This window comes from Stenotrophomonas sp. GW821-FHT02D01, assembly GCF_059421765.1.
Genome location: NZ_JBWKVP010000011.1, coordinates 45,984 through 65,075, shown reverse-complemented (window position 1 = coordinate 65,075; position 19,092 = coordinate 45,984). Strand labels below are relative to the sequence as shown.

General features: G+C 65.9%; 13 protein-coding genes. 7 read left to right on the top strand and 6 right to left on the bottom strand.

From position 1 onward, the window contains the following. Window positions 1–12: 12 nt before the first annotated feature. On the top strand, window positions 13–465 hold the full coding sequence (gene cueR, locus AC07UW_RS17750) for a Cu(I)-responsive transcriptional regulator (RefSeq protein WP_223494996.1): 453 nt from the start codon (window positions 13–15) through the stop codon (window positions 463–465). Between the two features lie 77 nt (window positions 466–542). On the opposite strand, the gene AC07UW_RS17745 is transcribed toward cueR, so the two are convergent. After that, window positions 543–737, bottom strand: coding sequence for a heavy-metal-associated domain-containing protein (locus AC07UW_RS17745; protein ID WP_223494997.1), 195 nt, complete (start codon window positions 735–737; stop codon window positions 543–545). A 162-nt stretch (window positions 738–899) separates the two neighbouring features. Then, window positions 900–3,977, bottom strand: a complete 3,078-nt coding sequence (locus AC07UW_RS17740) for a TonB-dependent receptor (protein WP_495212549.1) — start codon at window positions 3,975–3,977, stop codon at window positions 900–902. A gap of 1,031 nt (window positions 3,978–5,008) precedes the next feature. On the opposite strand from AC07UW_RS17740, the gene AC07UW_RS17735 reads away from it, so the two are divergent. The 6 genes from AC07UW_RS17735 to AC07UW_RS17710 all read left to right on the top strand — a co-directional run bounded on the left by AC07UW_RS17735 (window position 5,009) and on the right by AC07UW_RS17710 (window position 14,964). Continuing rightward, a complete protein-coding gene (locus AC07UW_RS17735; RefSeq protein WP_495212548.1) occupies window positions 5,009–7,483 on the top strand; it encodes a GH92 family glycosyl hydrolase in 2,475 nt (824 codons plus the stop codon). Between the two features lie 96 nt (window positions 7,484–7,579). Beyond that, a complete protein-coding gene (locus AC07UW_RS17730) occupies window positions 7,580–8,629 on the top strand; it encodes a LacI family DNA-binding transcriptional regulator (protein WP_025874798.1) in 1,050 nt (349 codons plus the stop codon). A 75-nt stretch (window positions 8,630–8,704) separates the two neighbouring features. After that, the gene (fucP, locus tag AC07UW_RS17725; protein ID WP_263930344.1) at window positions 8,705–10,018 is read left to right on the top strand and encodes an L-fucose:H+ symporter permease; all 1,314 of its coding nucleotides are present in this window, start codon (window positions 8,705–8,707) and stop codon (window positions 10,016–10,018) included. Between the two features lie 7 nt (window positions 10,019–10,025). Further along, window positions 10,026–11,021 (top strand): carbohydrate kinase family protein, encoded by a 996-nt coding sequence (locus AC07UW_RS17720; RefSeq protein WP_025874794.1) that lies wholly within the window; start codon window positions 10,026–10,028, stop codon window positions 11,019–11,021. Beyond that, a complete protein-coding gene (locus tag AC07UW_RS17715; protein WP_025874793.1) occupies window positions 11,018–12,244 on the top strand; it encodes an AGE family epimerase/isomerase in 1,227 nt (408 codons plus the stop codon). The genes AC07UW_RS17720 and AC07UW_RS17715 overlap by 4 nt, the downstream gene beginning before the upstream one ends. A gap of 140 nt (window positions 12,245–12,384) precedes the next feature. After that, window positions 12,385–14,964, top strand: a complete 2,580-nt coding sequence (locus AC07UW_RS17710; protein ID WP_495212569.1) for a beta-mannosidase — start codon at window positions 12,385–12,387, stop codon at window positions 14,962–14,964. 149 nt (window positions 14,965–15,113) lie between these two features. On the opposite strand, the gene mtnC is transcribed toward AC07UW_RS17710, so the two are convergent. The 4 genes from mtnC to AC07UW_RS17690 form a co-directional block, all read right to left on the bottom strand. Then, entirely contained in the window at window positions 15,114–15,809 is a 696-nt protein-coding gene (gene mtnC / locus AC07UW_RS17705; RefSeq protein ID WP_223495002.1) for an acireductone synthase, read from the bottom strand. A gap of 3 nt (window positions 15,810–15,812) precedes the next feature. Then, entirely contained in the window at window positions 15,813–16,370 is a 558-nt protein-coding gene (locus tag AC07UW_RS17700) for a 1,2-dihydroxy-3-keto-5-methylthiopentene dioxygenase (protein WP_025874787.1), read from the bottom strand. Between the two features lie 91 nt (window positions 16,371–16,461). Further along, window positions 16,462–17,103 carry a methylthioribulose 1-phosphate dehydratase gene (locus tag AC07UW_RS17695; protein ID WP_495212547.1) on the bottom strand — a complete coding sequence of 214 codons (642 nt, stop codon included), beginning with the start codon at window positions 17,101–17,103 and terminating at the stop codon, window positions 16,462–16,464. Window positions 17,104–17,644: 541 nt separating this feature from the next. Then, the gene (locus AC07UW_RS17690) at window positions 17,645–19,072 is read right to left on the bottom strand and encodes an amino acid permease (protein WP_032975512.1); all 1,428 of its coding nucleotides are present in this window, start codon (window positions 19,070–19,072) and stop codon (window positions 17,645–17,647) included. Window positions 19,073–19,092 lie beyond the last annotated feature (20 nt).

The following is a 19,092-nucleotide window of genomic DNA, read 5'->3' as shown; positions in this document are numbered from 1 at the left end:
AGGAGTGTTGGCATGAACATCGGTGAAGCATCGAAGGCATCCAGCGTGTCGGCCAAGATGATCCGCTACTACGAGCAGATCGGCCTGATTCCGCCAGCTGACCGCACCGGCGCGGGCTATCGCGCCTATTCGCAGGCCGACGTGCACCGGCTGCGTTTCATCCGTCGCGCGCGTGATCTCGGCTTTTCGGTGGCCGAGATCACCGACCTGCTGGGCCTGTGGAACGACACCTCGCGGCACAGCGCCGACGTCAAGCGCCTGGCCGAGCAGCACATCGATGATCTGGAACAGCGCATCGAGAACATGCGGCAGATGGCCGATACGCTGAAATCACTGATCAGCTGCTGCGCCGGCGATGATCGTCCCGAGTGCCCGATCCTGGAGCGGCTGGGGGAAGGCGAGGAGGGCGCTGCGCCGGTGGCGGCGTCCACCGGGGCGGTACGCAGGCGCGCGCGCAGGACCTGACCAGGAAATACGGAAAAGAAAATGCCCGCCCCGGCAGCTGCACGGGGCGGGCACCGTTCAAGCAGTGGGTCAGGCGATCAGGCCGGGCGCGGCGGGAAACCCGCTTCGGTCAGCGCTGCAATGATCTGCGCTTCGCTGGCCGAGGTCTGCACCTGCACGCGGCGGCTGGGCGCGTCGGCCGACACCGTCGCCGCCGGGTCGACCAGCTCGATCGCCTTGGTCACGCTGCGCGCGCAGCCGCCGCAGGTCATGCCTTCCACATGGAATTCCATCTGTAGCTCCTTCGATGCACTTGGGGGTAGAGGCAGTGTGCACCTTGCAACGATGGCAGGGTCAAGGGCTCCCTCGGAAGAGGGCCCACGAAAAACGGCAGCCACCTGTACCAGCGCGGCTGCCGTGGAGGATCGTCCCCGCCCGCAGGCGGGGGTAGTGCCTTAGAACTTCCAGTTCACGCCGAAGTACAGCTGGCGCCCGGCATACAGGTTGGACAGCAGTCGGGCCTGGCTGTCGTTGCCGATGTAGCTGCGCAGCTCGGACTTGGTGGCGTTCAGCACTGCTGCGGTCACGGTCCAGTCCGCAGTGATGTTGTAGGCCACGTTCAGATCCAGTTGGCTGTACGGCTTGGTGTAGGTGGTCAGGCCGTTGTTGAGGCCGCCCACCACTTCGCCACGACGGTTGTACGAGGCACGGGCCAGGAACTTCTCGTTCTCGTAGAACACGGTGACGTTGGCCTGGTTCTTGGCGCTGCCGACCAGCGGCGACGAACCGATCTCTTCGCCATCAAGCACGATCGAGGCCAGGTTGGTGTCGTTGTAGGTGTAGTTGGCCTGGACACCAAAGCCCATGTCGAAGGTGTACTGGCCATACAGCTCCACGCCCTGCGACACGCCGTCGCGGCCGTTGGCTTCGGTGCTGTACTTCTGCACCACCACCGTTTCACCACCGACGCTCATCTGCTGGTCGCGCACGACCGGCACGGTGAAGTTGTCCACGTTCTTGCGGAACAACGCCACGCCTGCAACCGAACCCGGCTTGAAGTACCACTCCAGGCCAAGGTCGAACTGCACCGCCTTGAACGGCTCCAGTGCCTTGTTGCTGCCCGAGCCGTACCAGCCGGGGGTGTCGGTGCCGCCAGCGACCCGACGATCATTGCTGTATTCCTGACTGATGTACTGCAGGCCGCCCGGATAGGCGATGCTGGTGTAGCCCGGGCGCGCGATTACCTTCGACGCGGCACCGCGCAGCACCAGGTTGTCGGTGATGTCCCAGGCGATGTTGAAGCTCGGGAGGAAGTCCGTATAGGTCTTTTCCAGCGAGCTGAGGGTATAGACCTTGTCGCGCACCTGGTTGTCCGGCAGACGCACGAAGCCGCCCTGGCAACGCAGGTTCGGATCGGCAGCCGGGTCATCGCAGCTCATCGGTGCGCCGCTGGCGTTGTCCACGAAGTAGTCGTTGAAGCGCTCGACCGAATCGCTGGACTGCGCGAACTGCTTGGTGCGCACCACGCGCACGCCAACGTTGCCGCGTACGCGCTCGGTACGGAAGTTGGCCTGGAAGTAACCGGAGTAGATCTTCTCGTTGACGTCGTAGACGAAGTCTTCCTCGGTACGGTTATGCGAGCCGCCGTAGGTCTGGTTGAGGTAATCGATGTAGGCCGGGTAGTTGATGCCGGGGAACACGTTGGCATTGAAGCCACCGGCGATGTTGCTGATCGGGTTGGACAGGAAGAAGCCCGGCTGCGCATTGCCTGCGGTCGGATCGCAACCGGCCTGGTAACGATTGTTGTCATAGTCGGCCGGGTCCAGGCCCTGGCAGACCCAGTAGGTGTTGCCGGTATTGCGGTGCACCTGGCCGTCGCGGTACTTGGCGCCGAACTGGATGGAATCCAGCCAGCCGGCTTCGAACATCTTGGTGACGTCGGCCTGGAAGTAGTTCTGCTTGACCTCGGTCTGCATCCACGACGAATCGGTGGAGCCGGTATCGACCTCGGCGATGCCAGCCATCAGCTGCTGCTGGATGTCCGGCGAGACGGTCAGCGACGGCGTGCCGGTCAGGTCCCATGCGGTGTACTGGTTGCCGGCCTGCCACTGGTCACCGACCTTGCGGCGGGGCTTGGCCGACATGCGGAAATTCATCGACGGGCCACCCTTGGACCAGGTGCGGCCGCCGGTGAAGCTGGCCTTCCACAGCGGGCTGATGTCCCAGTCGACGGTCAGATCGGCCGTCTGCGAAAGCGCCTTTTCCTTGCTGTAGCCACCGGTCAGCTGCGGAGTGGGGATGGTGCAGTCATCCGGACCCCAGCCCCCCGGCGGCAGGCCAGCTGCGGCGGCCTGGTCTTCGCTGCAGTAATAGGTCTTGCCGGCAAGCTTCTCGTACTGCGCGCCGGTGACGATGCTGCCACTGGGATCGAAGCTCAGCCCGTTGAGCAGGCGCCCACCGGCCCAGTTGCCATCGCCGTTGTAGCGGGCCAGGTTCCACTCCGGCACCTTCAGCATGTTCTGGGTGTAGTCACCCTGCAGTTCGAAGCGGAAGTAGTTCGCGGTCAGGGTCAGGTTGTCGATCGGCTTGAACTGGAAAGTCAGCTGGCCGCCCTTGCGCTCGCGCTTCTCTTCCTTCACCGCGAAGTTCACCGAGGTCGGCATGAAGAATTCGCTGTAGTTCGTGCCGGTCTGGTTGTTGAAACCGGATTGGCCCCACCAGTAGTGGATGCCATCCTGTTCCAGCAGGTTGCCGTTGGCATCACGGGCGGTGGTGTTGTTGCCGTACCACTGGTAGTCCTCGGTGCTGGTCTCCATGGTGCGGGTGGTGCGCTTCTGCTGGGTCACGCCGACCAGCACGCCGAAGCGCTCGTCCTTGCTGTGCCAGGAATACAGCGCCGACACCTGCGGATCGACGTCGTGGCTGGTATCGGACGAAGTGCCTTCCAGGTTGACGTAGCCGGAATTGGCTTCCATCTCCAGCGGTCGGCGGGTGTGCAGGATGACCGTGCCGCCGATGCCGCCTTCGTCGATGCGCGCCTCCGGCGACTTGAACAGCTCGGCGCTGGACAGCATGTTCGACGGCAGCAGGGTGTAGTTGAACGAGCGGGTAGCTTCGTTGTTGGTTTCCGACGAGGCGACATAGTTGCCGTTCAACTGGGTCAGGGTCAGGTCGGGCGCGAGGCCGCGCACGCTGACCGACTTGCCTTCGCCACCGCTGCGGGTGATGACCACGCCGGGCACGCGCTGCAGCGCATCGGCCACGTTCTTGTCGGGGAACTTGCCAACGTCCTCGGCGGTGATCACTTCGACCACGGCGTTGGCGTCGCGCTTCTGCTGCAGGCTCTTTTCGATCGCGTAGCGATAGCCGGTGACCTGGACGCTGTCCAGGGTGGTGGCGTCCTGCGTGCTGGTCGTTGCTGACGCCTGCTGGGCGGAAGCGCCAAGCGGGGCGACGGCGGCGGCCAGGGCCAGCGCGATGGCCAGCGACAACGCGTCGTGGCCCTGCGTACGTGTTGAATGCTTCATTGCCATCTCTCCCTCTCTCCTGGATTGATCCGGTGACTGACTGACGCGGAAACTTGAATCGATCTAATTCGTGATGCCGATCTTGCCTTCGCCCTGCAGATGCGACGAGCGCCTGGCAGATGGCCTGACACGTCCTGTCCTGCTCCCCAACTCCCGGGCCATCGCGATGTCGTCTTGGATCGATCTAAGCGATGGGCGGGGCGATTTTTAGCACGGCCAAGGCGCCGACGCATGTTGCTGCGCAATATGGCAGCGACGTGTCGTGCAAATGACCCTTTGCGCAAAAACGCTGTAAGCGTTTACATGCGCAGACGGGGTGGGCCGGCCGGGCTGCGCCCGGCACCCGCAGAGGCCTTCAGGCCAGGGCAACAGCACAGCAACTGCAACAGCAACAGCTGGTTTCCTGCGGGATGGCGGGGTGGGTCCGGTTGCGGGGGACGCTGCAAGTACGTCCCTGTAAGCTCGGTCGCGCCATCCATGGCGCTCACGCCCCCGCAACCGGACCCACCCCACCTTCGACAGATTTCCGCGATTTGTCGGAATGGCATGGCGTGGTCCTGGTGGGTGTCGACCTTGGTCGACACGTGGATCCATGCCATGCATGGATGAAAGCCATTCGATGATTTCGAAATCGGTAGGAATATCCATCCGCGCACGGCGTGGATCTACCAGATCTCGGGAAACTGTCAGGGGTGGGGCGGTATGGGCAGGCAGGACCGTTGGCGCCATGGATGGCGCCATCGAGCCCCCATGGATGGGTCTACGGCGTGTCCTGCCTGCCCATACCGCCCCGCCCAGCTCGGTAGCCCGCCGTTGCTGTTGCTGTTTTCTTGGCTTGAAGGCCTCTACGGGTGCCGGGCGCAGCCCGGCCGAAGCCCCCCGCTCATGCTGCGCCGCAGAATGCATTGGGCGAAATTCCCATGCTCTACTTGAATCGATCTAAATCCGCCGGGGTGCGGATTTGTACCGATGGAAACGAGGGCTCGGCCTGTGCGGCCGGTTCTTCGCTGCCGCCCTGCCGCCAAGGAGTCCTGCCCGTGACCAGGTTGTCCCGCCGTCGTCCCGCCCGCCGCCTGTCGGCATTGTCCCATCGGCCCCTGGCCCGCATCGCCTGCCTGCTGGCACTCGCGGTGACGCCCTGGCTGCAGGCCGCACCGGCCGCGCTGGAGCGCGAGGTCAATACCTTCATCGGCAGCAAGGATGACGGCAATACCTTCCCCGGTGCCTCGGCACCGTTCGGCCTGATCCAGGTCAGCCCGATCGGCAGCCACTATTCGGGCTGGCGCTACGACGACGAGAAGATCCGCGGCTTCGGCCACTCCTTCCTGTCCGGCGCCGGTTGCTGGGAGCAGGGTGGGCAGGTCTCGGTGCTGCCGGTGACCGGTTCGATCGGCCCGGGCGGCGACTTCGATACCGCCGATGCGAAAGCCTTCAATCACAAGACCTATGCGTCGGCCTACAGCCACGACGGTGAGATCGGCCAGGCCGGCTACTACAAGGTGCGCCTGACCAGCTACGGCGGCATCGACGCAGAAGCGACCGCGCGCACCCGCGCAGCTGCCGAGCGTTACACCTTCAGCCAGCGCCAGGGCGACGGCCACGTGCTGGTGAATGTCGGTCAGGCCAACGAGCGCCACTCGGTGATCGGCAGCGTGGTCGATGTGGTGGGTGACCGCGTGGTGGAAGGCAAGCTGGTCACCAAGAGCTTCTGCGGTGGACATCAGTACACCACCTGGTTCCGCATTGAGTTCGACCGCCCGTTCAAGGCGCATGGCACCTGGGGCGAGGGCGGCGGCCTGCCGGGCGCGCGCCACAGCATGGAAGGCGAGCAGAAGCCGAATGGCGCGTGGCTCAGCTTCGACCTGGCCAAGGGCCAGTCGGTCACCGCCGTCAGCGCGATTTCGCATGTGGATGCCGAAGGTGCGCGCACCAACCTGCGCGCCGAGGGCATGCAGGGCGGGGCGCTGCTGGGCTTCGAACGCATGCGCGCGCTGTCGCAGCAATCGTGGCGGGAGCAGCTGGCACGCGTGCGCGTGCAGGGCGGCAATGGCGATGACCGCACCGTGTTCTACAGCGCGCTGTACCACGCGCTGCTGCAGCCGCTCACCGGCAGCGATGCCGACGGCCGTTACCGCGGCTACGACGATGGCGTCCATCGCGCCGATGGCTGGACCTACTACGAGTACTTCTCGCTGTGGGACACCTACCGTGCACAGAACCAGTGGCTGGCACTGACGCGCCCGGACGTGGCGCGCGACATCGGCCGCAGCCTGCTGGCGATCGATGAGCAGGGCGGCTGGCTGCCGCGCTGGGGCTATGCCAACTTCGAGACCAACATCATGACCGGCGATCCGGTCACCCCCTTCATGGTCGACCTGTGGCGCTTCGGTGCACTCAAGGGCCGCGAAGGGCAGGCATGGGATGCGTTGCGCCGCAATGCGTTCGGTACGCCGCCGCTGAACTCGCGTGCTGCCGGTCGCTCCGGCAACCCGACCTATCTGGACAAGGGCTACGTGGTCTACGACCGCGCGTTCCCGTCCAAGGGCATGGACGTCGATCCGCACCACGGCGGTTCGGCCACCTTGGAATACGCGCTGGCCGACTGTGCGCTTTCGCAGATGGCCGATGGCCTCGGCCATGCGCAGGACGCGGCGACGCTGCGTGAGCGCGGCCGCAACTGGCGCAAGGTGTGGGACCCGCAGGTGCGCGACGCCGAGACCGGCTTCACCGGCTTCCCGCGCCCGCGTACCGAAGATGGCCAGTGGTACACGCCGGCCGATGGCCACTACAACCCGCGCTCGCATCACGGTTTCCATGAAGGCACGGCGTGGCAGTACCAGTGGCTGGCGCAGCAGGACGTGCCGGGCCTGGTCGAAGCGATGGACGGCCGCGAACAGGCCGGCCGCCGCCTGGATGCTTTCTTCGCCATGGATGCTCTGCAGGCCGACCCCCTCAATGCCGCCCGCAAGGAGTGGGTGGTCGGGCCGTACAGCTATTACAACCAGTTCCGCTACAACCCGAACAACGAACCGGACCTGCACTCGCCGTGGCTGTACACGCTGATCGGCCAGCCGTGGAAGACCGCCGCCGTGGTGCGCGCCGCGCAGCAGCTGTTCACCAATGCGCCCAACGGCGTGACCGGCAACGATGACCTCGGCACGATGTCGGCCTGGTACCTGTTCAGTGCGATCGGCGTGTACCCGGCGGTGCCGGGCAGCGGCGAGTTCCTGCTGCATACGCCGCGCTTTGCCAAGGTCGAGGTCGAGTTGGGCAATGGCCGCACCCTGCGCATCGAGGCACCTGGCGCCGATGGCCGCCGCCTGCAGTACGTGCAGGGCGTGCAGGTCGACGGCCAGGCACATGCCCCGGTATGGCTGGGCTGGAGCCAGCTGCAGCAGGGCCCGAAGCTGCGCTTCGCGCTTGACGGGCGGGCGCCGACCGAGGGCTGGGGCACGGCGGTCAAGGACCTGCCGGTGTCCTGGTGCGCGGCACCGGGCAGCCAGCTGCACTGAGCCGGGCTGTGCCGTTCGAGGCAACCCAGCGAACGGCACGGCACGACAGGGCCGCGATCCATTAGGCTTGAGCATCCATCGGAGTGCGGGAAGACGATGAACGACAACAGCGACAGTTCCAGCAAGCGTTCCGGCAAGGCGGTGACGGTGACCGACATCGCCCGTGCCATCGGCGTTTCGCGCGCGACCGTGTCGCTGGTGCTGCGTGGCAGTCCGCTGGTCAACGTCGATACCCGCGCCCGGGTCGAGGCTGAGCTGCGCCGCCAGCGTTACGTCTACAACCGCGCTGCAGCGAACCTGCGGCGGCGCACGTCCTCCAGCATCGCCCTGGTCATCAACGATCTGTCCAACCCGTTCTTCGCCGAATTCGCTTCGGGTGTGGACGAGGCACTGGGCGGGCGCGGCTACGTGACCCTGCTCGGCAGTACCGGCGAGTCGCCCGAGCGGCAGCAGGCGGTGCTGTCCACGCTGATGGAACACACGCCTGCGGGCCTGATCCTGTCGCCGGCCGAGGGCAGCGATGCCACGCTGCTGCGGCAGGTACTGGGCGCCAACGCCAACGTACTGCTGTTCAACCGCGAACTGGAAGGCGCCGACTGGGACTTCCTGACCCTGGACAACCAGCATGGCGCCTACCTGGCCACCCGCCACCTGATCGAGCGCGGCCATCGCCAGATCGCGTTCTTCGGTGGCCACGCGGCATCGAGTTCCTGCCACCAGCGTCGTGCCGGTTTCCAGCAGGCACTGGCCGAAGCCGGGCTGGCATTGCCGCCCGGCTGGATGATCGAATCTGCACCCAACCGCCTGGAAGCGGCCGCGCGTACCGATGAACTGTTCGTCGACGGCCATCGGCCAAGCGCAGCGGTCTGCTACAACGACACCGTCGCGCTGGGGCTGATGCTGGGCCTGAACTCGCGCGGCATCCGTCCCGGCGGTGACTTCGCGGTAACCGGCTTCGACGATATTTCCGAAGCGTCGGTTGCCGTGCCGCCGTTGACCACCCTGACGGCCGACCCACGCGAACGCGGGCGGCAGGCGGCATCCCTGCTGCTGCAGCGGCTGGAGGAACCGGATGCGCCACCACGGCGCACGGTGGCCCCGGTACAGTTGCGCATCCGCGAAAGCAGCGCCGCACGTCCGAATTGAATTGATGCTTCGCTACTGAACTGATTGCACCCTTCCACGCACCAACGACCTTTCGCGCATCGAGGCGCGTACCGCATGCCGATCTCCGCAACGCCCCGCCCATCGGGTTCCCCGGGCAACCAGCCTGCCGTCACCAACGGCAAGGCGCTGGCCGTGGTCACCACCATCTTCTTCATGTGGGGCTTCCTGACCTGCCTCAACGACATCCTGATTCCGCATCTGAAGGCGGTGTTCGAGCTGAACTACGCCAAGGCAATGCTGGTGCAGTTCACCTTCTTCGGCACCTACTTCCTGATGTCGTTGCCGGCCGGGCGGCTTGTGGCAGCGCTGGGCTACAAGAAGGGCATCGTGGCCGGCCTGGTGATCGCCGGTATCGGCGCGTTGGGCTTCTGGCCGGCCGCTGAGCTGCGCGTCTATGGCGCCTTCCTCGGTGCACTGTTCGTGCTGGCCACCGGCATCACCGTGCTGCAGGTGGCGGCCAACCCGTATGTCGCGCTGCTTGGGCCGGAACAGACCAGTTCCAGCCGCCTGACCCTGGCGCAGGCGCTGAACTCGCTGGGTACGGCCATCGCGCCGATCTTCGGCGGCATGCTGATCCTGTCCAATACGGCCATGAGCGGCGAGCAGATCGCCGCGCTGCCGGCCGCCGAGCAGCTCGCCTACCGTACCGCCGAGGCACACGCAGTGCAGGGCCCTTACGTCGGCCTGGCCGTGGCGCTGGTGCTGCTGGCCCTGTTCGTGTTCCTGTTCCGCCTGCCGGCGTTGAACGACACCACCGAGCAGGCTGACCACGGGCATCAGCACAGCTATCTGGATGCGCTGCGCAAGCGCCACCTGCTGCTGGGCGTGCTCGGCATCTTCTTCTACGTCGGCGCCGAAGTGTCGATCGGCAGCTTCCTGGTCAACTATCTGTCGATGCCCACCATCGGCGGCTTCAGCGAGCAGGAAGCCACCCACTATGTGTCGGCCTACTGGACGATGGCGATGATCGGTCGCTTCGCCGGTTCGGCGCTGCTGGCGCGCTTCTCGCCGAGCCGCCTGCTGGCGATCTTCGCGCTGGTCAACGTGGGCCTGCTGACGCTGACCATGATGACCTCCGGCAATGTCGCGCTGTACTCGGTGGTGGCGATCGGCCTGTTCAATTCGATCATGTTCCCGACCATCTTCGCGCTCAGCATCGAGCGCCTGGGCCCGCTGACCAGCAAGGGTTCGAGCCTGCTGATCATGGCCATCGTCGGTGGCGCCGTGGTGCCTTACCTGCAGGGCGTCCTGGCTGACCACATCGGCGTGCAGGCCAGCTTCATCCTGCCGCTGCTGTGCTACGGCTACATCATTTTCTACGGACTGGTCGGCGCCCGCGCGCCGGCTGCCGGCACGCAGGGAGGCTGAGTCGAAAATGGGTTCCATCGTCTGCTTCGGCGAAATTTTGATCGATCTACTAGCGCAGCCGCCGGCCTCGGCCGATACCCCGCGCGCGTTCCTGCAGTACGCCGGAGGTGCACCGGCCAACGTCGCGGTGGCCGCCGCGCGGCTGGGTGCGAAGACACAGTTCGTCGGCATGCTCGGCCGCGACATGTTCGGCGACTTCCTGGCGGAGAGCCTGAGCGAACACGGCGTCGGCACCGACTACATCGTGCGTACCGACGCGGCCAAAACCGCGCTGGCCTTCGTTGCACTGGACGCGGGCGGCGAACGCAGCTTCAGCTTCTACCGTCCGCCTGCCGCCGACCTGCTGTTCCGTGACAGCGATTTCCAGGCCGGCTGCTTCGATGGCGCGCAGTGTTTCCACGTCTGTTCCAACAGCCTGACCGAAGCGGACATCGCCGAAGCGACGTTCGCCGGCATGGATCGCGCGCGCGCGGCCGGTGCGGTGGTCAGCCTGGATCTCAACCTGCGTCCGGCGCTGTGGCCGGCCGATGTCGACCCGACACCGCGCCTGTGGCAGGCGCTGGAACGCGCCGACCTGGTCAAGCTGTCGCGCGAGGAACTGGATTATCTGGCCGCCCCGCTGGGCGATGACGGCGAGGCGCTGGTGCTGCGTCGCCTGCTGGCCGCGCAGGCACGCTGGGTGATCATCACCGACGGCGCCGCCACGCTGCATTGGTATACCCGTGAAACGCAGGGCAAGGTCAGCAGTTTCCGCGTCGCCACCGTGGACACCACCGCTGCCGGTGATGCCTTCGTCGGCGGCGTGCTGGTTGGCCTGCTGGAGCGGGGTGGGGCAGGTGCGGGCTTTGCCGCGTTCTGCCAGGACCCGCAGGCGATCGCCGCCACGCTGCGCTTCGGCGCCGCCGTTGGCGCACTGGCGGTGACCCGCAAGGGCGCGTTCGCTGCAATGCCCTCGTTCGATGAAGTGCAGCAGCTGCTGCAGCTACAGGATCTCCCCGCATGAGCACCTCGCCCGATTTCCGTTCCCCCGCGTTCCTGCGCGCCCACATCGCCGATACGATGGCGTTCTACCATCCGCGCTGCATCGATCCGAAGGGCGGCTTCTTCCATTACTTCCGTGACGACGGCAGCATCTACGATGCCAGCCATCGTCATCTGGTGAGCAGCACCCGCTTCGTCTTCAACTACGCCATGGCCTACCGCGAGTTCGGAAATGCCGAGTATCGCGATGCGGTCGAGCACGGCGTGCGCTACCTGCGCGAGGTTCACCGCAACCCGGCCACCGGCGGCTACGCCTGGACCCTGCGTGATGGTGTGGTCGAGGACGACATGAACCACTGCTACGGCGTGGCCTTCGTGCTGCTCGCCTACAGCTGTGCGTTGAAAGCGGGCATCGAAGAAGCCCGCACGTGGATGGACGAAACTTGGCAGCTGCTGCAGGCGCGCTTCTGGGAAGCCGAGCATGGCCTGTACAGGGACGAGGCCGACGGCCAGTGGAACTTCACCGGCTACCGCGGCCAGAACGCCAACATGCACATGTGCGAGGCGATGCTGGCCGCGTTCGAGGCCAGTGGCGAGCAGCGCTATGTCGAGCGCGCGCTGCAGTTGGCCGACAACATGACCCGCCGCCAGGCGGCAAAGGCCGGCGGTCTGGTCTGGGAACACTACGACGTCAACTGGAACATCGACTGGGACTACAACCTGGACGATCCCAAGCATCTGTTCCGGCCGTGGGGCTTCCAGCCGGGGCACCAGACCGAGTGGGCCAAGCTGCTGCTGATCCTGGACCGACACGTGCAGGCCGACTGGCTGGTGCCGACCGCGCAGCATCTGTTCGATGTGGCCGTGGAGCGCAGCTGGGACGAGGCGCGAGGCGGCCTGTACTACGGCTTCGCCCCGGAGTCGCGCCGGCAGCCGGGCATGGACGGCGCGCCGATCGGCGGCGACAGTTTCGTCTGCGACGACGACAAGTATTTCTGGGTGCAGGCCGAGACCCTGGCCACCGCCGCGCTGATGGCCGCACGCACCGGCGATGACCGCTATTGGCAGTGGTACGACCGTATCTGGGCGTACTCGTGGGAGCACTTCGTCGACCATCGATACGGCGCATGGTTCCGCATCCTCGACGCCGACAACCGCAAGTACAGCGATGAGAAGAGCCCGGCCGGCAAGGTGGATTACCACACCATGGGTGCCTGCTACGAAGTGCTGAACGTCGTGCGTTGAGGTCTGCCGCGCTGCGCGCTCGCCGGACGTGGCCCGGCGCTACCGTGGCGTGTGGCATTGGTAGCGCCGGGTCATGCCCGGCGGAAAAACAGGAGTATCACGTGCATCGCATTTCCAACGCTGTCCGTCTGCTGCTGTTGATGATCGCCCTTGGCGCCTTCCCCGCAGGCGCCGCACCGCTGCAGGCGCAATGGGAGTTCCGGCTGCTGCCCGGCGACGCGCAGGGCGCGGCCCATCCTGGCCTGCAGCAGTGGCGCGCGGCCACGGTGCCAGGCAGCGTGCATACCGATCTGCTGGCGCATGAGCTGATCCGCGATCCCTACGTCGGTGCGCCCGAAGCCGAGCTGCAGTGGATCGGTCTGGCCGACTGGGAGTACCGAGCCCGTTTCGATGTGGACGCTGCCAGCTTGGCAAAGGCCCATGCCGAGCTGCGCTTCGACGGCCTGGACACCTATGCCGAGGTGACGCTCAACGGCAAGCCGCTGCTGCGCGCCGACAATGCCCACCGCACCTGGCGCGCCCGCGTCGAAGGTCGCCTGCGTGCGAAGGGCAATGAACTGCAGATCGTGTTCCGTTCGCCGATCCGCACACTGCTGCCCGGCGTGCAGGCGATGCCGCACAGGATTGCCGGCAACTATCCTTCGCCCTACGGCGATGAACCCAAGGACGCAATGGTCGGCAACTTCGCGCGCAAGCCGGCATACCACTTCGGGTGGGATTGGGGCCCGCGCTACGTCACTGCCGGCGTCTGGCGGGGCGTGGACCTGCAGGCATGGGATGCGCATCGGTTGACCGACCTGGCCGTACGCACTGATGCGCTTGATGCAGAAAAGGCAAAGCTGGCCGTAGTGCTGCAGGTGGAGCAGGACGCGGTCGCCGGTCCGGTTTCGGTGGACGTTGAAGTGCGGGATCCCGACGGCCGCAGCGTCGCACGGGTGCAGCGCACGGTCGAACTGAAGCCCGGCCGGAACAGCGTGGAGGTGCCGGTTGAACTGGCCAAACCGCGGCGCTGGTGGCCGGTCGGCCATGGTGCGCAGGACCGCTACACCGTGCAGGCGCACCTGGACGGCAGTGCCGATCCGGTGCTGGCACGCGAACAGCGCATTGGCCTGCGCACCGTCGAACTGCGCCGCGAGCAGGACGACAAGGGAGGACAGGGCTTCGCCTTCGTCATCAACGGGGTGCCGATCTTCGCCAAGGGTGCGAACGTGATCCCCTTCGACGCCTTCCCCGCGCGCGTGGATGCTGCGCGCCTGCGCCAGGTACTGGTCGCCGCGCGCGATGCCAACATGAACATGCTGCGCAACTGGGGCGGCGGCTACTACGAGGACGATGCGTTCTTCGAAATCGCCGACGAACTGGGCCTGCTGGTCTGGCAGGACTTCATGTTCGGCGGTGGCATGCAGCCGGGTTACGACCCGGCATTCCGCGCCAGCGTGGTGGCCGAGGCGCGCGACAACGTGCGCCGGCTGCGCCACCATTCCAGCATCGTGCTGTGGTGTGGCAACAACGAGGAAGAGACTGCGTGGAAGGACTGGGGCCACGGCCGCGACCTGAAGTCCGCCGATCCGGCGTTCGCAGCGAAGGTCTGGCAGGGCTACGTTGACCTGTTCGGCAACGACCTGCGCCAGGTGGTGAGCGAAGATGGGTTGGGCGTGCCGTACTGGTCCAGTTCGCCCAGCAACGACCTGGACGAGAAGGCCAACGACTCCACCCGTGGCGACAAGCATTACTGGCAGGTGTGGGGCAATCCGGCATTGCCGGTGCAGGCGTATCTGCGCGAGACCCCGCGCTTCATGTCCGAGTACGGCCTGCAGGCCTGGCCAGCGGTGGCGACGGTGGACCAGATTGCCACCCGTGCCGAACAGCGCATCGACAGCCCGGTGATCCGTGCGCACCAGAAGTTCATGGCCGGCGAGGGCAATACACGCCTGCTGCACTACATCGAGCTGGGCTACGGCACGCCGAAGGACTTCGAGGACTTCGTCTACCTGAGCCAGGTGATGCAGGCCGATGGCATCGCCCTGGCGGCGCTGCACCATCGCGCTTCGCGGCCCTACACGATGGGCTCGCTGTACTGGCAGCTCAACGATGTCTGGCCGGGAGCATCGTGGTCGAGCGTGGACTACTTCGGTCGCTGGAAGGCGCTGCACTATGCCGCGCGGCGCTTCTTCGCGCCGGTTACGGTGGCCGCACTGCGCGATGAAGGCAGTACGCGCGTGCGCCTGATCAACGATGGTGCCGCGCTGGATGCGCGTTGGCGCCTGCGGGTGATGGACGTGGAGGGCAAGGTGCTGCGCCGTCGCGAGCAGGCGGTGACCCTGGCTGCCGCCGGGGTGACCGATATCGGCACCTACGCGGATGCCGAGCTGCTGGCCGGCGCTGATCCGGCGCGGACGGTGGCGGTGTTCGAACTGCTGCAGGATGGCAAGGTGACGGCGCGGCAGGTGGTCGGCTTCGTCGAAGCCAAGGACCAGGTGCTGCCACGCCAGCAGCTGACATCAACCCTGGCGATCGATGGTGACCACTATCGCCTGCGGCTGCACAGCGCTGCGCTGGTGCGCGCAGCCTGGATCGATTTCGGCGCGCTCGACGTGCAGGTGGAAGACAACCTGCTGGACCTGCTGCCGGGCGAAACCCGCGACATCGCCGTGCGTGGCCCGGTGGATCTGGCTGCGCTGCACGAGGCGTTGAAGGTGAAGACCCTCAACGACCGTTGAGAGAGGCGCCCTGGTAGGTGCCAACCTTGGTTGGCACGCTTTGGGCGGGCATTACGAATGCCAACCGAGGTTGGCATCTACCAAAGGCGGTTTCCCGCAGCGTACCCCGGTAGCGCCGGGCCATGCCCGGCGAGCGCAGCGGATAGCTGTTAGAACTGGATCTGCTGGAAGTTCTCGACGCGATCATGGCCGTTGGCGGCGTCGCCGATGCGCGGCATCGGGTAGTCGTCCAGGCGATCGATCAGGCGTGTCTGCAGTCCGGCTTCGCGGGCGGCGTCCAGTTCCTCGACCACGTCGGACAGGAACAGGATCTCGCCAGCCGGGACGCCGATGGCCTGCACGATGTGGCGGTAGCTGTCAGCCTCGCGCTTGCCGCCCACTTCGGTATCGAACCAGCCCGACACCAGCGGACTCAGGTCACCGGCGTCGCTGAAGCCGAAGAACAGCTTCTGCGCCGGCACCGAGCCGGAGGAGTACACATACAGCGGCAGGCCCGAGGCGTGCCAACCCTTCAACACCGGCGCTACCTCCGGGTAGAAGTGCGCGGTGTAGTCACCACGACGGTAGCCCGCGTCCCAGATCAGCCCCTGCAGGGCCTTCAGTGCGGTGTGCTTGCGGTCCTGGTCGATCCAGCCCTGTAGCGTCTCGGCCACCAGGCTGTCCTGGCAGGCGCCGCCGAGCTCGGTGGCAACCGCGTCCAGCCAGCGACGCACCTCCGGCTGTTGGCCATGTTCGGCGACGAAGCCGGGCAGCGCCTGGCGTGCGTACGGGAACAGCACGTTCTTGACGAACGAGATGCTGCTGGTGGTGCCTTCGATGTCGGTCAGGATGACGCGGGGCTGCATTGATCAGGACGCCTGGGTCGGAATGTAACGGGGGAATTTCTGCGCGATGTCGGTGCCGGTGAAGTGACCGACCCAGCCATCCGGCTCGGTGAAGAAGCGGATCGCCACGAAGCTGGGCTCATCGCCCATGTCGAACCAGTGGGTGGTGCCGTCGGGCACGGCAATCAGGTCGTCCTTCACGCACTCGATCTCGTAGACCTTGTCGCCCACGTGCAGGGTGAACAGCCCCGAGCCGGCGACGAAGAAGCGTACTTCGTCTTCCTTGTGGAAGTGTTCGTCGAGGAATTTCTTCCTCAGCTCGGCGCGGTTCGGGTTGTCGGGGGCGATCGAGGCCACGTCCACGCTCTTGAAGCCGCGTTCGGCAACCAAGCGGTCGATGTCGGCGCGGTAGGCGGCGAACACTTCGTCCTGGCTTGCGCCCGGGGCGACCGGCGCGGTGGCCTGCCAGCGCTCAAAGGTGACGCCGATCTTCTGCAGTTCGGCAGCGATGATCGCGCCGTCCTGGGTGTCCAGCAGCGGCGATTCGGGATGGGTATCGTCGTAGATGCGCAGTCGGCTCATGGCGGCAGCTTGAACGTCTCGGGGAAGGACAGGGTAGCAGGGTGGCATTGATGGCCTGATTCCAGAACGGCATCTGGCCGTGCCGGAAACTTCAGCGGCGCAGCTTGCGCAGCTCCAACTCGCAGTGCAGCAGGAATTCGAACGCTTCCATGTGCCGCCGTGCCTCGGCCATGTCGCGGCCCCAGGCGTACAGGCCATGGCCGTCGATCAGGTAGCCCCAGAGGGTCTGCGTGTCGAGCAGGGCGTCGACCTGGGCCGACAGCACGTCCATGTCCTGCGTGTTGGCAAACACCGGGATGTCGATGGCCATCTCGTGGGTGCTGTTGCCGGCGAAGGCCTTCAGAAGTTCGTAGCCTTCCACCCGGATATGGCCCTGCGGTGCATACAGGCGCGAGGCGATGGTCTGCACCGGCGAATGGGTATGCAGCACGCAGCCGATCTCCGGGAAGCGGCGATACAGCTGGGTATGCAGCAGGGTTTCGGCAGACGGGCGCAGCGGGCGGCCGACGGCCTTGCCATCGAAGTCCACGACCATGATGTCGTCTTCGATCAGACGGCCTTTGTCCTTGCCGGAGACGGTGATCGCGGCGTGGCGGTCATCCAGGCGGTGGGAGAAGTTGCTGCTGGTGGCCGGGGTCCAGCCGGCCTGGGCCAGTTCGCGGACGTTGCCGATCAGCAGCTGGGCCAGTTCGCTCAGGCGCGCGGTGTCGTAGGGGAAGGTGGGGGTGTCCATGGGGGCGATTTTACTGGATTCGGCCAACGGCTGAGCCCCTCGTGGCTGGTCGCGTAGAGCGGTTCATGGGGTGGGCGGGGCGAGTGGGCCGTGCAGGGGACGCTGCAAGTACGTCCCTGTAAGCTCGATGGCGCCACCCATGGCGCCAACGCCCCTGCACAGCCCACCCGCCCCGCCCCTGACAGGTTCCTGCGGGCGGCCAGCCACGGATTGAAGAAAGAAGGGCAGAAGCGGGTCGCTTCGCTGCGCGTGCTCGGAGCGGAGCATGGCTCCGCTCTGCAGTAGATTCGTCCCCGAACATTCATTTCCCGGAACGCTTCATCCACGCATGGCGTGGATCTACTGGGCGCGCCAGGACGCTGTCGGGGGCGGGGAGGGGTGAGATTGCGGGGGCGTGAGCCGCATGGATGCGGCGATCGAGCTTACAGGGACGTACTTGCAGCGTCCCCCGCAATCTCACCCCTCCCCGCCAAACCCTCAGACCCGCTGTTGCTGTTGCCCCAGCGGGTGCAGGGCCGCAGGCCCTGCAATGCAGAAAACCTTACTTCCCCCGCAGGCGGCTGTGTTTGAACCCGTAGAAGAAGTAGATCACGAAGCCGACAAACGTCCACACGCCCATCAGCATCCAGTTGTGCAGCGTCATCGCCGACAACAGCGCCAGGCAGCTGATCACGCCCAGGCTGCAGACCAGCCACGCACCCGGAATGCGGAACGGGCGGGGCAGGTCCGGCTGCGTGCGGCGCAGGATCAGTACGCCGGCGCAGACCGCCGCGAAGGCGATCAGCGTGCCCATCGAGGTCAGCTCGCCGAGGATGTCCAGCGGGAACAGCGCCGCCAGCAGGGCGATGCCGATGCCGGTGATGACGGTGTTGATATGCGGCGTGCGGTACTTCGGGTGGATCTTGGTGAACACCGGCGGCAACAGGCCGTCGCGGCCCATGATCATGAAAATGCGCGGCTGGCCGATGATCATCACCAGCACCACCGACGACAGGCCGATCAACGCACCGATTTCCACCACCACGCGCAACCAGCCCAGCTGCGGATGCGCGGCCACAGCGGTCACCACCGGCTCATCGGTGCCCAGCAGCTGGTAGGGCACCAGGCCGGTCATGACCGCGGCCATCGCGATGTACAGCACCGTGCAGATCACCAGCGACAGCATCATGCCGATCGGCATGTCGCGCTGCGGTTTGTGTGATTCCTGCGCGGCCACCGATACCGCTTCGAAGCCGATGTAGGCGAAGAACACCATCGCCGCGCCACGCAGCACGCCTTCCATGCCGTACTTGCCGGGGCCTTCGTTGGCCGGGATGAACGGGGTCCAGTTGCTGGTGTCCACGTACTTCCAGCCGACCACGATCACCAGCACGATCAGCCCGGTCTTGAGGATGACCATGGCCATGTTCATCGCCGACGATTTGCTGATGCCGACGTAGCACAGCCAGGTCAACAGTAGCACCAGGATCGCGGCGGGAATGTTGGCGATGGCGCCGGTGGGCCGCAGTTGCGCATCCAGGGGTGCGCTGACCAGCGCAGCCGGTAGATGGATGTCGAAATGGCTGAGCAGGCTGAGGAAATACCCGGTCCAGCTGACCGCCACGGCCGAGGCGGAGACGCCGTACTCGAGCACCAGCATCCAGCCGATGAACCAGGCCGAGAGCTCGCCGAAGGTGGCGTAGGTATAGGTATAGGCGCTGCCGGATACCGGCACCATCGCCGCGAACTCGGCATAGGCCAGGGCGCAGAAGGCGCAGCAGATCGCGGCCAGCACGAACGAGAGCATGATGGCCGGGCCGGCGTGGTTGGCTGCGGCCTGGCCGGTGATGACGAAGATGCCGCCGCCGATCACGGCGCCGATGCCGAGCGCGGTCAGGCCCCAGGGGCCGAGGTGGCGACGCAGGCTCAGGCCGTTGGCGTCTTCATGGGCGGCATGCGGATGCTTGGTGGCCCACAGTTGCTTGAACATGTGTGGTGGTCTTGTGCGAT

Bases quoted from the DNA above. Each gene is read 5' to 3' on its own strand.
- cueR (WP_223494996.1), top strand. From the start codon at position 13: ATGAACATCGGTGAAGCATCGAAGGCATCCAGCGTGTCGGCCAAGATG.
- AC07UW_RS17745 (WP_223494997.1), bottom strand. From the start codon at position 737: ATGGAATTCCATGTGGAAGGCATGACCTGCGGCGGCTGCGCGCGCAGC.
- AC07UW_RS17740 (WP_495212549.1), bottom strand. From the start codon at position 3,977: ATGGCAATGAAGCATTCAACACGTACGCAGGGCCACGACGCGTTGTCG.
- AC07UW_RS17730 (WP_025874798.1), top strand. From the start codon at position 7,580: ATGAACGACAACAGCGACAGTTCCAGCAAGCGTTCCGGCAAGGCGGTG.
- fucP (WP_263930344.1), top strand. From the start codon at position 8,705: ATGCCGATCTCCGCAACGCCCCGCCCATCGGGTTCCCCGGGCAACCAG.
- AC07UW_RS17720 (WP_025874794.1), top strand. From the start codon at position 10,026: ATGGGTTCCATCGTCTGCTTCGGCGAAATTTTGATCGATCTACTAGCG.
- AC07UW_RS17715 (WP_025874793.1), top strand. From the start codon at position 11,018: ATGAGCACCTCGCCCGATTTCCGTTCCCCCGCGTTCCTGCGCGCCCAC.
- AC07UW_RS17710 (WP_495212569.1), top strand. From the start codon at position 12,385: ATGATCGCCCTTGGCGCCTTCCCCGCAGGCGCCGCACCGCTGCAGGCG.
- mtnC (WP_223495002.1), bottom strand. From the start codon at position 15,809: ATGCAGCCCCGCGTCATCCTGACCGACATCGAAGGCACCACCAGCAGC.
- AC07UW_RS17700 (WP_025874787.1), bottom strand. From the start codon at position 16,370: ATGAGCCGACTGCGCATCTACGACGATACCCATCCCGAATCGCCGCTG.
- AC07UW_RS17695 (WP_495212547.1), bottom strand. From the start codon at position 17,103: ATGGACACCCCCACCTTCCCCTACGACACCGCGCGCCTGAGCGAACTG.
- AC07UW_RS17690 (WP_032975512.1), bottom strand. From the start codon at position 19,072: ATGTTCAAGCAACTGTGGGCCACCAAGCATCCGCATGCCGCCCATGAA.